The organism is Pseudomonas sp. ADAK13 (genome assembly GCF_012935715.1).
In the GTDB taxonomy this organism is placed as follows: Bacteria; Pseudomonadota; Gammaproteobacteria; order Pseudomonadales; family Pseudomonadaceae; genus Aquipseudomonas.
Genome location: NZ_CP052860.1, coordinates 5,134,858 through 5,147,357, shown reverse-complemented (window position 1 = coordinate 5,147,357; position 12,500 = coordinate 5,134,858). Strand labels below are relative to the sequence as shown.

Genomic DNA, 12,500 nt, shown 5'->3' with positions numbered 1-12,500 from the left:
ATGGAGACACACCATGAGTGTGATCATTGCCCTCGCAGCCCTGGCGTTGCTGATGCTGGCCGCTTACCGCGGCTACAGCGTCATCCTGTTTGCCCCCATCGCCGCCCTCGGCGCCGTGCTGCTCACCGACCCTTCTGCCGTCGCTCCCGCTTTTACCGGGGTGTTCATGGAGAAAATGGTCGGCTTCCTCAAACTGTATTTTCCGGTGTTCCTGCTCGGCGCGGTGTTCGGCAAGCTGATCGAGATTTCCGGCTTCTCGCGCTCCATCGTCGCCGCGGCGATCCAGTTGCTCGGCACCCGCCAGGCGATGCTGGTGATCGTGCTGGTGTGCGCCCTGCTGACCTACGGCGGCGTGTCGCTGTTCGTGGTGGTGTTCGCGGTGTACCCGTTTGCCGCCGAGATGTTCCGCCAAAGCAATATCCCCAAGCGGCTGTTGCCGGCGACCATCGCCCTCGGTGCGTTCTCGTTCACCATGGACGCCCTGCCCGGCACGCCGCAGATCCAGAACATCATCCCCAGCACCTTCTTCAACACCACCGCCTGGGCCGCGCCGTGGCTGGGATTGATCGGCACGATCTTCGTGTTCTGCGTCGGCATGCTGTACCTGGCCCGCCAGCGCAACAAGGCCCAGCGCGCCGGTGAAGGCTATGGCACCAACCTGCGCAACGAGCCGGAAACCGCCGAAGATATCAAGCTGCCCAACCCGTGGATCGCCCTGTCGCCGCTGTTGCTGGTGGGCATCATGAACCTGCTGTTCACCCACTGGATTCCGCTGTGGTACGGCAAGACCCACACCCTCAGTCTGCCGGGCATGAGCGCGCCGGTACAAACCGAAGTCGCCAAACTGACGGCGATCTGGGCGGTGCAGGCGGCCTTGCTGGTGGGGATTATCGTGGTGCTGGTGTTCGGTTTCTCGGCGATTCGCAGCAAGCTCGCCGAGGGCAGCAAGAGCGCGGTCAGCGGTGCCCTGCTGGCGGCGATGAACACCGCGTCGGAATATGGGTTTGGTGCGGTGATCGCCTCCTTGCCGGGCTTCCTGGTGCTGGCGGACTGGCTCAAGGGCATCCCCAACCCGCTGGTCAACGAAGCGATTACCGTGACCCTGCTGGCCGGCATCACCGGTTCTGCCTCGGGCGGCATGAGCATCGCGCTGGCGGCCATGTCGGAGAGCTTTATTTCAGCGGCCCATGCGGCCAATATCCCCCTTGAAGTACTGCACCGGGTCGCGGCCATGGCCAGCGGCGGCATGGACACCCTGCCCCACAACGGCGCCGTGATCACGCTGCTGGCGGTGACCGGGCTGACCCACCGCGAAGCCTATAAAGATATTTTCGGCATCACGATCATCAAGACCCTCGCGGTGTTCGTGGTGATTGGTACTTTCTACGCCACCGGCATTGTGTGAGGTTGATATGACGACATTGAACGGCAAGACCGCCCTGGTCACCGGCTCCACCAGCGGCATCGGCCTGGGCATTGCCCTGAGCCTGGCCAAGGCCGGCGCCAACCTGATCCTCAACGGTTTCGGCGACGCCAGCGCGGTGATCGCCCAGGTGCAGGCCTTCGGCGGAAAAGTCGGGCATCACCCTGCCGACGTCAGCGACCCGGCGCAGATCGCCGAGATGATCGCCTACGCCGAGCGCGAGTTTGGCGGCATCGACATCCTGGTGAACAACGCCGGGATCCAGCACGTGGCGCCAGTGGATGAGTTTCCGGTGGAGCGCTGGGATTCGATCATTGCGATCAACCTGTCGTCGGTGTTCCACAGCACGCGCCTGAGCCTGCCGGGCATGAAGGCCAGGGGCTGGGGACGGATCGTGAATATCGCTTCGGTACATGGTCTGGTGGGTTCGGTGGGCAAGGCGGCCTATGTGGCGGCCAAGCACGGGGTGATCGGCCTGACCAAAGTGGTGGGCCTGGAAACGGCCCAGAGTAATGTCACCTGCAATGCCATTTGCCCGGGTTGGGTGTTGACGCCGCTGGTGCAGAAGCAGATTGATGATCGCATCGCGACCGGGGTGGACCCGCAACAGGCGCAGCATGATTTGCTGGCGGAGAAGCAGCCGTCGCTGGAATTCGTGACACCGCCACAACTGGGGGAACTGGTACTGTTCCTGTGCAGCGAAGCCGGCAGCCAGGTGCGCGGCGCGGCGTGGAATATCGACGGTGGCTGGCTGGCCCAATAAGTATTCATCAGTGACGCTTTTGTGGCGAGGGAGCTTGCTCCCGTTGGGCTGCGCAGCAGCCCCAAAACCTGCAACCGCGCTTTATCTGAAAGACCGCATGAGCATTGCTGGGGCGGCTTCGCCACCCAACGGGAGCAAGCTCCCTCGCCACATTTAGAGCATCTTTGCGGTCGACACATAACAAGAGGCCAATAATGTCCGAAATACTCTGGCAACCCTCCCCCGAACGCATCCATGCCACCCGGATGGACCAGTTCCGGCGCTTCATCAATGATCGCCATGCCTTGCAGATCAGCGATTACCCGGCCCTGCACCAGTGGAGCATCGACCAGCGCCCGGACTTCTGGCGGGCGATTGTCGAGTTCTTCGATGTGCAGTTCCGTACACCGCCCAGCGCAGTGCTGATTGAAGACGCCGAGATGCCCAGCGCTCAGTGGTTTCCCGGCGCCACCCTGAACTTTGCCGAACACTTGCTGCGCCGCCGCGATGATCACCCCGCCGTGGTCGCCCTCGGCGAAGACGGCCAGCGCGAGCAACTGAGCTACGCCGAACTGGCCCGCCACGTCGCCGGCCTGCAACGCAGCCTGCGGGCCGCCGGTGTGGGCGTGGGTGACCGGGTGGCCGCGTGCATGCCCAACACCTGGCAAACCCTGGTGGGCATGCTCGCCACGACCAGCCTCGGGGCCATCTGGTCGTGCTCTTCACCCGACTTCGGCACCCAGGGCGTGATCGACCGCTTCGGCCAGATCGAACCCAAGGTGCTGATCACCTGCGCCGGCTACCGCTACGCCGGTAAGGTCATCGACCAAAGCAGCAAGCTCAATGAAATCCTCGAACGGCTGCCGTCCCTGCAACAACTGATCATCGTGCCGTATGCCCGCCCGCAAGCGCGCCCCGAGGACTATCAAACCCAAGCCAGCGTCGCACTCTGGAGCGACTTCTACACCCCCGGCGGCGAGCCCGACTTCGTCGCCGTGCCTTTCGACCACCCGCTGTACATCCTGTATTCCAGCGGCACCACCGGCGTGCCCAAGTGCATCATCCACGGCACCGGCGGCGTGCTGCTCACCCACCTCAAGGAACACGGCCTGCACGCCGACCTGTCCCGGGACGACTGCCTGTTCTACTACACCACCTGCGGCTGGATGATGTGGAACTGGCTGGTGTCGGTGTTGGCCATCGGTGCCACGGCGGTGCTCTATGACGGTTCACCGTTTCACCCCGGGCCGGAACGCCTGATGGACCTGATCGATCAGGAGAAAATCAGCGTATTCGGCACCAGCCCGAAATTCCTCGCGACCCTGGAAAAAGCCGGGCTGCAACCGCGCCTGAGCCATGACCTGGGCAGCCTCAAGGGCTTGATCTCCACGGGCTCGCCGCTGTCGCCCCAGAGCTACGATTACGTGTACCGCGAGATCAAGCCCGAACTGTGCCTGTCGTCGATGTCGGGCGGTACCGACATCGTCTCCTGCTTTGTGATCGGCAACCCGGTGCTGCCGGTGCGCCGTGGCGAGATGCAGTGCAAGAGCCTGGCGATGGCCATCGAAGTGTGGGACGACCAGGGCCACCCGCTGGTGGGCGAAAAAGGCGAGTTGGTGTGCACCCGACACTTCCCGGCGATGCCCATCGGCCTCTGGAATGACCCTGATCAGAAAAAACTGCGGGCCTCGTATTTCAGCCAGTTCCCCGGCGTGTGGGCCCAGGGCGACTACGCCGAACAACGGCCCAATGGCAGCCTGCTGATCCATGGTCGTTCAGACGCCGTGCTCAACCCCGGCGGCGTGCGCATCGGCACCGCGGAGATTTATCGCCAGGTAGAAAAGGTACCCCAGGTCCTGGAAAGCCTGGCCATCGGCCAACGCTGGCAGGACGACGTGCGGGTGGTGTTGTTTGTGCGCCTCAACGATGGCATCGAACTGGATGACGCCCTCGAGCAGCAGATCCGCCAGGTGATCCGCGCCAACACCACGCCACGCCATGTGCCGGCGAAGATTCTGGCGGTGACGGATATCCCGCGCACCATCAGCGGCAAGATCGTTGAATTGGCGGTGCGCAATGTGGTGCACGGCGAGGCGGTCAAGAACACCGACGCACTGGCGAACCCCGAAGCCCTGGAGCAATTCCGTGACCGTCGGGAGCTGGCAGAAAGATGAAACGTTTTAGCCCTTAAGCACTCATTTGAAGACAAAGCCCTCAAGCATGCTATTTTTCGAGGGTGGAAAGCCGATCCCCGCTCGCGGGATAATCGGCTTTTGTCATTCTTCAAGCGTTACGCGCAGGGCATTTACATGAACGTATCACCCACCGGCAGCGAGGCCGCGGCACTGATTGCGCGGCTGGACTGGGCACGAAGCCCCCTCGGTGACGCCATTGATTGGCCGCAAAGCCTCCGTACAGCCGTCGACATCGTGATTCATTCGCCGATGCCGATGCTGTTGCTGTGGGGCGCCGAACTCACCCAGATTTACAACGACGGCTTCGCCCTGCTGGCCGGCAACAAGCACCCGGCTGCCTTCGGCCAGCCCGCCGACCTGATCTGGCCGGAACTCAAGCCGTTCACCGACCCGATCTACAGCGCCGTCCTCACGGGCCAGGTGCGCACCTTCACCGAACAGCGTTTCGTGCTGCAACGCAACCACCGTGACACCGAGATCTGGCTCGACCTGACCTACAGCCCGATTCGTGACGAACGCGGCCAGGTCGCCGGGATCCTGATCACCGCGATCGAAACCAACGAGCGCCGGCGCATCGCCCTGGAACTCCAGCAGCGTACCGAAAACAGCCTCAAGGCCCAGCGCAACACCGAGCAGCGCCTGCAACTGGCCCTGGCCGCCACCGACGCCGTGGGCACCTGGGACTGGGACATCGGCGAAGACCGGTTTATCGCCGACGCGCATTTCGCCCAGTTGCACGGTGTAGACCCCTGCGATGCCGGCCTGCTGCCCATCAGCGACTACCTGCAAGGCGTGCACCCCGAAGACCGTGGCATGGTGGCCCGCAGCATCAAGCATTGCATCACCCACGGCACCGAATACGCCGAGGAATATCGCCTGCTGCAAGCCGGTGGCGAAGTGCGCTGGGTGTTTGCCCGGGGTCGCTGCTACAAGGACCACCATGGCCGCCCGGCGCGCTTTCTCGGCGCCGCTCTCGACCTGACGGAACGCAAGCACACCGAACAGGCCCTGCGCCAAAGCCAGACCGAGCTGCAGTTGATCATCAACGCCATGCCGGTGCTGATCGGCTATGTCGACCATGAGCAGCGCTTTCGCCTGAACAACAGCGCCTACCTGGACTGGTACGGCATGACCCCGCAGGAGCTGTACGGCAAGTCCATCCGCGAGGTGCTGGGGGATGAAGTCTATGCCGGGCGCGTCGACAAAATCGAAGCGGCGCTCAAGGGCAAGGCCTGCAGTTTTGTCACCGTCACGCCGCACCATGACGGGCGGCCGCGCCACGCGCTGATGAAATACCTGCCGCGTTTCAGCGCTGACGGATCGGTCAACGGTTTCTACATTTTTGTGATCGACGAGACCGAGCGCAAGCTCACCGAAGAAGCCCTGCGCCATCTGAACGAAAACCTCGAAGAGCGCGTCAGCCAGCGCACCCAGGCCCTGGCCGAAGCCAACCAGCGCCTGCAAAACGAGATGTTCGAGCGCGAGCGTGCCGAAGACGCCCTGCGCCATGCCCAGAAGATGGAAGCGGTCGGCCAGCTCACCGGCGGCATCGCCCATGACTTCAACAACATGCTCACCGGGATCATCGGCAGCCTGGACTTGATGCAACGCTACATCGCCGCCGGGCGCAGCGACGAGATCGGTCGCTTCACCGACGCCGCCGTGTCCTCGGCCCATCGCGCCGCCGCGCTGACCCACCGCCTGCTGGCCTTCTCTCGCCGCCAGTCGCTGGACCGCAAGCCGGTGGACCCAAACCAATTGGTGGCGTCCCTGGAAGACTTGTTCCGCCGCACCAAGGGCGCGCACATCGAACTCAAGGTGAACCTCGGCGCCGACGTGTGGCCGGTGAACACCGACGCCAGCCAGCTGGAAAACGCCCTGCTTAACCTGGTGATAAACGCCCGCGATGCAATGCCCGACGGCGGGCAATTGTGCATCGAGACCGCCAACAGCTACCTCGACGGCACCGACATCACCACCCTGGAGCCGGTCAAGGCCGGCGACTATGTGATGCTCGGCGTGAGCGACAACGGCGCCGGCATGACCGCCAAGATCCTCGCCAAGGCCTTCGACCCGTTCTTCACCACCAAACCCATCGGCCAGGGCACCGGCCTTGGGTTGTCGATGATCTATGGCTTTGCCCAGCAGTCCGGCGGCCACGTCACCATTGAAAGCCAGCCTGGCCAGGGCACCTGCGTGCGCCTGTACCTGCCGCGCCTGCATGGCACCGCGCTGGAAAGAACCGCGCCCGCCAGCCAGGCCGAAGCCCCGGTGGCGCTGGCGGGTGAAGCGGTGGTGGTGGTCGAGGACGACCCGGCAGTGCGGATGCTGGTGGTGAATGTACTGGATGAACTGGGCTACACCGCCCATCAGGCGGCGGATGCACGGGCGGCGTTGCCGTTACTGGAATCCGATCTGCGCGTGGACTTGCTGGTGACCGACGTGGGCCTGCCCGGGATGAATGGCCGGCAACTGGCGGAGATTGCACGGCAGCACCGGCCCGAACTCAAAGTGCTGTTCATGACCGGTTACGCCGAGAAAGCCGCCGAGCGCCAAGGGTTCCTGGAGGAAGGCATGGACATGGTGGCCAAGCCGTTTTCGATTGACCTGCTGGCTAACAAAATCCGCAGCATGATCAGCTCAGAGGCCTGACTTCAGGCATAATCGCGCGCCGTTTCACATCAGGACCGATCAATGAAAGCCCAAGCCCGTCACATTCTGGTGAAAACCAGCGAGGAAGCCGAACAGCTCAAGCAGCGTATTGCCAAGGGCGAAGCGTTTGATGTGTTGGCCAAGAAGTACTCCACCTGCCCTTCCGCCAAGCGCGGCGGTGATCTGGGTGAAGTGCGGCCGGGTCAGATGGTGGGGGTGATTGATGCGGTGATCTTCAAAAAGCCCGTGAAGGTGGTTCACGGACCGATCAAGAGCAAGTTCGGGTATCACCTGGTGCAGGTGTTTTACCGGGATTGAGGGGCTTGTTGTGGCGAGGGAGCTTGCTCCCGCTGGGCTGCGTAGCGGCCCCAAAAAAGCCGGGAGCGCTTCGCACTCCAGCGGGAGCAAGCTCCCTCACCACAATAGATGGCGTTAGTCTCGGGGAATCAGTGCACCCGGTACTTGAATGACCCGGCTCGCCAGGCGATGCCCGGCCAAGGCTGCATCCTGCGGCGAGCCGCCCTTGAGCCGGCTGGCCAGGTACGCCGCACTGAATGAATCCCCCGCCGCCGTGGTGTCGACCACCTTCTCCACCACCAACGCCGGCACCTCGAATCGCTCATCCTCACAACGAATCAGGCAAGCATCCGCGCCCCGCTTGAGCACCACCTCGGCAATCGTCGGGTACGCCGCAAATACCTGTTCGCTGTCCTCATAGCCAAACAACGCCCGCTCGTCATCTTCGGTCAACAGGGCGATATCCACCTCGGCCAACACCGTGTGATACGCCGCACGCGCCGCTTCTAGACTGGCCCATAAACGTGGCCGGTAGTTGTTGTCGAACACCACTTTTCCCCCGCGCTTACGGGTTTCGATCAGGGTTTCCAGCAGCCGCTCACGGCCCACCTCGCCCAACACCGCCAGGGTGATGCCGCTGAAATACACCACGTCATACCCCGGCAACGCGGCCAGAATCGGCTCGGCCGCCGGTGTGGTGAAGCAGTCGCGTACCGCCGCTTCGTTGCGCCAGTAGAGGAATTTGCGCTCGCCCTTGGCGTCGGTCTGGATGCAGTACAAACCCGGCAAGCGCCCGGGCAAGCGCTGGACCATACCCACGCCCAGGCCTTCCTCAGCCCAGTGCTTGCACATGGCGTCGCTGAAGCTGTCATCGCCCAGGGCGGTGACGTAGTCGACGGTGCTCGGCTCACCCAGTTCGCGGCGCAGGTAGACGGCGGCGTTCAGGGTGTCGCCGCCGAAGCTTTGTTGCAGGCTGCCGTCGGCGCGGTGTTGCAGTTCGATCATGCATTCGCCGATGAGGGCGATGCGGGGTTTTGTGTTCATGCCTGGGGTCTCTCGATGTACTTGAGGGCCTCATCGCGGGCAAGCCCGGCTCCCACAGTTGACCGTGTTGTACCTGAAGGAACACGGTCGATGTGGGAGCTGGCTTGCCTGCGATGGGCGCGACTCGGTCTAGAAGCAGGTATGCAGGCTTTCGATCACTTGCAGCTGCTCATCCACCAAATTACCCACTTGCCACTTGTCGAACGTCAGGCACGGGTGGGAAGTACCAAAGGAGATGATGTCGCCAATACGCAACTCGACCCCCGGCGCCACCACCATGAATGCATGCTGGTCCATCACGGCGGTGACCTTGCACGCGGTCACGTCATCCCCCACCGCCGGCAACACGCCGGCCTTGTAGCGTTTGAGCGGCACCGGCAGGCCAGCGTCGTAGGCAACATCGCGCTTGCCGAGGGCGATCACGGCAAAACCAGGCTCCGGCAACGACTGTACATGGGCCCAGACTTCCAGCGCGGGGCGCAGGCCTTCGTTGAGGTCGCTGCGACGGTCGAGTACGCAGCATTGCGCTTCTTTGTAGATGCCGTGGTCGTGGGCCACGTAGCTGCCCGGGCGCAATACGCTGAGGAAGCGGCCGGCGGCGTTCTGGGCTTCGAAGGACTCGGCGATCAGGTCGTACCAGGCCGAGCCCGAGGCGGTGATGATCGGCTTGCCGAGGTCGAAGGCGCCGCTGTTTTGCAGGTCGACGGCCAGGCGCACCAGGGAAGCGGCGAATTCGCGGATGCCGCTGATAGCGTGTTCGCCGTGGATCACCCCTTCGTAGCCTTCAATGCCGGTGAGGGCCAGCGCAGGCTGGGCCTTGATCGCCCTGGCCAGGTCGAGCACCTCCTGTTCGCTGCGGCAACCGCAACGCCCGCCGACCACACCGTATTCGATCATCACGTTCAGGCGCAGGCCACGAGCGGCGAAGAATGCGCCCAGGTCGGCGACGTTGTCCGGGTGGTCGACCATGCAGTGGAAGTCGAATTCCGGGTCGGCCAGCAGGTCGGCAATCAGCGCCATGTTCGGCGCGCCCACCAGTTGGTTGGCCATCAATACCCGGCGAACACCACCGGCATACGCGGCGCGGGTCTGCACGGCGTTGGCCAGGGTGATGCCCCAGGCGCCCTGTTCGATCTGACGCTGGAACAGGGCCGGCATCATGCTGGTCTTGCCGTGGGGCGCCAGTTGCGCGCCGCTGTTGCTGACGAATGCCTGCATCCAGCGGATGTTGTGTTCCAGGGCATCACGGTGCAGCACCAGGGCCGGCAGGCTGACGTCACGCACCAGATGCGCACCGACTTCGGCGGCGCCTTTTTCAACGGCATTGAAGGCAGACATAAGGGTTTCCTATTCGTTGATGCGACGGGCCAGGTTGTTCGCGCTGTCGATCAGCACCCGGCGATAGTCGTTGTAGTTTTTGATGGCATCGGCCCGTGGGGCCACGATGCACAGGGTCGCAATGCTGATGCCTTGGGCGTCCCGCACCGGGGCGGCAAAGCAATGGGTAAAGGTGTCGGCAACGCTGTCGAAGGAGAAAAATCCGTCGAGGGTGGCCTGACGAATTTGCCCGAGGAAGGTTTCCAGAGGCAGACGCTGACCGTCCGGGAGGATGAAATCGTCGTAGTCAATCAGGTCGATGATTTGCTGGTCGCTCAGGTGGCCCAACAGCAGGCGGCCGGAGGCGGTCCAGGGGATTGGGGCGTTCTCGCCGATGTCGGAGGAAATGCGGAAATGCCGCTCGCCTTCGCGCATCAGGGCCACGGTGTATTTGCGCCCGTTGAGCAGGCACATCTGGGCGGTTTCGTGGGTCTGGCTGACGATTTCCTGCAGGGCGTGGTCGGCTTCGCGAGTCAGGTCGAAATGACGCAGGTGGGCCTGGCCGAGGAAGTACAGTTGACGGCCGAGGTAGACGTGACCGTCCTTGCCCACGGTTTCGAGGATGCGCCGCTCCAGCAACGAGGCCACCAGTTCGTAGACCGTGGACTTGGGGCTGCCAATGCCGCTGGCGATATCATTCGGGCGCAGGGGTTGGCCGATTTCCTTGAGGAAATCGAGGATATCGAACGCCCGGTCGAGGCCTTTGGCGCGGCGTTTGATGGTGTCTTCGGTCATGGCAGTTTCGGGTCCCGTCAAATTTAAAGGCACGTAAAGAACTCTGTGGCGAGGGGGCTTGTCCCCCGTTGGAGTGCGCAGCGCTCCCGCTTTTTTGGGGCCGCTTCGCAGCCCAACGGGGGACAAGCCCCCTCGCCACAAAGGCACCACCACAGGTCAAAGGTGTGGCGCAGCATTTAGCCTTTTTTCTTGTAGGCCACGCAATCGATCTCCACCTTGCAGTCGACCATCATGTTCGCCTGCACACACGCCCGCGCCGGAGCATGTTCCGGGTTGAAGTATTCGCCGAACACTTTATTGAAACTCCAGAAATCCCGTGGGTCTTCCAGCCACACACCCACGCGCACCACATCTTCCAGCGCGTAGCCGGCTTCTTCGAGAATCGCCACCACGTTGCGCATGGTCTGGTGCGTCTGCTCGACGATCCCGCCGGTGATGATTTCACCATCCACCGCCGGCACCTGGCCCGACACGTACAACCAGCCGTCCGCTTCCACCGCGCGGGCGAAAGGACGAGGCTGGCCACCGCCTGCGGTGGCGCCGGTGCCGTAACGAGTAATGCTCATAATGGATCTCCTGAAACGAGTGAATTAAAAACGAATGTTCTTGAGAAATTCCGCCAGTCGCGGCGATTGCGGACGTTCGAAGATGTCTTTCGGCGGCCCCTGTTCTTCAATTCGGCCCTGGTTCATGAAGACGATCTTGTCCGAGACTTCATAGGCAAAGCGCATTTCGTGGGTGACCAGCAACATGGTCATGCCCTCCTCCGCCAACCCCTTGATCACGCTGAGCACTTCGCCCACCAGTTCCGGGTCGAGGGCCGAGGTGACTTCGTCGAACAGCATCAGGCTTGGGTTCATCGCAATCGCCCGGGCAATCGCCACGCGCTGTTGCTGGCCGCCCGACAATTGGCCCGGGAAGTGATTGCGCCGCTCCAGCAGGCCGACACGGTCCAGCCATTTTTCCGCCAGCGCCACCGCCTCGTCCTTGCCCATCTTCTTGACCTTGAGCAGGCCCAGGGTGACGTTCTGCAACGCGGTCAAATGCGGGAACAGGTTGAACTGCTGGAACGCCATGCCCGTCATCGCGCGGTGCTGGGAAATCACCCGTTCCGGATGGCGCACGCGCTTGCCGCCGACGTCGCTGTAGCCAATGGATTCGCCGTCGAGGGTGATCTGGCCGCCCTGGAATTCTTCCAGCAGGTTGACGCAACGCAGCAGCGTGGTCTTGCCCGAACCGCTGGAGCCGATCAACGTCACGACGTTGCCGCGCTGCATGCTCAGGTCGACGCCCTTGAGCACTTCCACCGGGCCGTACTGTTTACGCAGGCCGCGAATGTTCAGCAGTGGCTGGCTTTCTTTTGAGAGTTGGTTCATGGCAACGCCACCCGCTTTTCAATGTAACGCCCCAACAATTCGATGGCGTAGTTGATGACAAAAAACATAAAGCCTGCGAACAGGTAGAACTCCAGGGTCATGAACGTCCGGGCGATGACCTGTTGGGTGCTGAGCAGCAATTCGGCCACGCCGATCACCGACAGCAAGGTGGAAGCCTTGACGATTTCCGTGGACGAGTTGACCCAGGTCGGCAGGATCTGCCGCAACGCCTGAGGCAGCAGCACATAGCCCAGGGACTGGTAGAACGTCAGGCCGATGGCCTTGCCCGCTTCCAGTTGCCCTTTGGGAATGGCTTGCAGCGCACCGCGCACAATCTCGGACACGTGAGAACCGCAGAACAGCGTCAGGCCCACGGCACCGGCCTGGAACGCGGTGATCTGCCAGCCAAGCGCCGGCAGCATGTAGAAGCATGCCAACACCAGCACAAACACCGGCGTACCGCGGATCAGGTCGACGTACAGGCGAAACGGCGCGCGCATCCAGAATTTGCCGTAGGTCAGGATCAACCCGGCAACGATGCCGATCAGGGTGCCGAAGATAATGGCCAGGGCCGAGCAATAGACGCTGGTCTGGAACCCCGCCCAGAGGGTTTCCCGGGCGATCCACAACTCATGCAGCCAGCTGGGGGATTCGTACAT

Annotated in this window: 10 protein-coding genes and 1 pseudogene; 5 read left to right on the top strand and 6 right to left on the bottom strand. The window is 62.8% G+C overall.

Features of this window, described 5'->3' with window-relative positions; genetic code table 11:
- The first annotated feature begins 13 nt into the window (after nucleotides 1-13).
- The 5 genes and pseudogenes from HKK54_RS23810 to HKK54_RS23790 form a co-directional block, all read left to right on the top strand.
- Complete coding sequence (locus tag HKK54_RS23810) at nucleotides 14-1,405, top strand: GntP family permease (protein WP_010173338.1); 1,392 nt, start codon at nucleotides 14-16, stop codon at nucleotides 1,403-1,405.
- 7 nt (nucleotides 1,406-1,412) lie between these two features.
- Complete coding sequence (locus HKK54_RS23805; RefSeq protein ID WP_169388038.1) at nucleotides 1,413-2,186, top strand: 3-hydroxybutyrate dehydrogenase; 774 nt, start codon at nucleotides 1,413-1,415, stop codon at nucleotides 2,184-2,186.
- Nucleotides 2,187-2,380: 194 nt separating this feature from the next.
- Nucleotides 2,381-4,339: an acetoacetate--CoA ligase gene (locus HKK54_RS23800; RefSeq protein WP_010173342.1), complete on the top strand. Its 1,959-nt coding sequence runs from the start codon at nucleotides 2,381-2,383 to the stop codon at nucleotides 4,337-4,339.
- Between the two features lie 135 nt (nucleotides 4,340-4,474).
- The gene (locus tag HKK54_RS23795; RefSeq protein WP_029616021.1) at nucleotides 4,475-7,012 is read left to right on the top strand and encodes a PAS domain-containing hybrid sensor histidine kinase/response regulator; all 2,538 of its coding nucleotides are present in this window, start codon (nucleotides 4,475-4,477) and stop codon (nucleotides 7,010-7,012) included.
- 27 nt (nucleotides 7,013-7,039) lie between these two features.
- Nucleotides 7,040-7,330: pseudogene (locus HKK54_RS23790) on the top strand (peptidylprolyl isomerase); the annotation flags it as partial.
- A gap of 114 nt (nucleotides 7,331-7,444) precedes the next feature.
- On the opposite strand, the gene HKK54_RS23785 reads toward HKK54_RS23790, so the two are convergent.
- The 6 genes from HKK54_RS23785 to HKK54_RS23760 form a co-directional block, all read right to left on the bottom strand.
- Complete coding sequence (locus HKK54_RS23785; RefSeq protein ID WP_010173348.1) at nucleotides 7,445-8,353, bottom strand: sugar kinase; 909 nt, start codon at nucleotides 8,351-8,353, stop codon at nucleotides 7,445-7,447.
- Between the two features lie 129 nt (nucleotides 8,354-8,482).
- Nucleotides 8,483-9,691 (bottom strand): amino acid deaminase, encoded by a 1,209-nt coding sequence (locus HKK54_RS23780; RefSeq protein WP_169388037.1) that lies wholly within the window; start codon nucleotides 9,689-9,691, stop codon nucleotides 8,483-8,485.
- A gap of 9 nt (nucleotides 9,692-9,700) precedes the next feature.
- Complete coding sequence (locus HKK54_RS23775; RefSeq protein ID WP_003208002.1) at nucleotides 9,701-10,465, bottom strand: IclR family transcriptional regulator; 765 nt, start codon at nucleotides 10,463-10,465, stop codon at nucleotides 9,701-9,703.
- A gap of 176 nt (nucleotides 10,466-10,641) precedes the next feature.
- Nucleotides 10,642-11,031 (bottom strand): RidA family protein, encoded by a 390-nt coding sequence (locus tag HKK54_RS23770; protein WP_003208000.1) that lies wholly within the window; start codon nucleotides 11,029-11,031, stop codon nucleotides 10,642-10,644.
- A 24-nt stretch (nucleotides 11,032-11,055) separates the two neighbouring features.
- Nucleotides 11,056-11,841, bottom strand: a complete 786-nt coding sequence (locus HKK54_RS23765; protein WP_169388036.1) for an amino acid ABC transporter ATP-binding protein — start codon at nucleotides 11,839-11,841, stop codon at nucleotides 11,056-11,058.
- On the bottom strand, nucleotides 11,838-12,500 hold the full coding sequence (locus HKK54_RS23760) for an amino acid ABC transporter permease (protein WP_010173357.1): 663 nt from the start codon (nucleotides 12,498-12,500) through the stop codon (nucleotides 11,838-11,840). Before HKK54_RS23760 ends, HKK54_RS23765 begins: the two co-directional genes overlap by 4 nt.

Coding starts and splice junctions, on each gene's coding strand:
- HKK54_RS23810 (WP_010173338.1), top strand. CDS start 14: ATGAGTGTGATCATTGCCCTCGCAGCCCTGGCGTTGCTGATGCTGGCC.
- HKK54_RS23805 (WP_169388038.1), top strand. CDS start 1,413: ATGACGACATTGAACGGCAAGACCGCCCTGGTCACCGGCTCCACCAGC.
- HKK54_RS23800 (WP_010173342.1), top strand. CDS start 2,381: ATGTCCGAAATACTCTGGCAACCCTCCCCCGAACGCATCCATGCCACC.
- HKK54_RS23795 (WP_029616021.1), top strand. CDS start 4,475: ATGAACGTATCACCCACCGGCAGCGAGGCCGCGGCACTGATTGCGCGG.
- HKK54_RS23785 (WP_010173348.1), bottom strand. CDS start 8,353: ATGAACACAAAACCCCGCATCGCCCTCATCGGCGAATGCATGATCGAA.
- HKK54_RS23780 (WP_169388037.1), bottom strand. CDS start 9,691: ATGTCTGCCTTCAATGCCGTTGAAAAAGGCGCCGCCGAAGTCGGTGCG.
- HKK54_RS23775 (WP_003208002.1), bottom strand. CDS start 10,465: ATGACCGAAGACACCATCAAACGCCGCGCCAAAGGCCTCGACCGGGCG.
- HKK54_RS23770 (WP_003208000.1), bottom strand. CDS start 11,031: ATGAGCATTACTCGTTACGGCACCGGCGCCACCGCAGGCGGTGGCCAG.
- HKK54_RS23765 (WP_169388036.1), bottom strand. CDS start 11,841: ATGAACCAACTCTCAAAAGAAAGCCAGCCACTGCTGAACATTCGCGGC.
- HKK54_RS23760 (WP_010173357.1), bottom strand. CDS start 12,500: ATGTACGAATCCCCCAGCTGGCTGCATGAGTTGTGGATCGCCCGGGAA.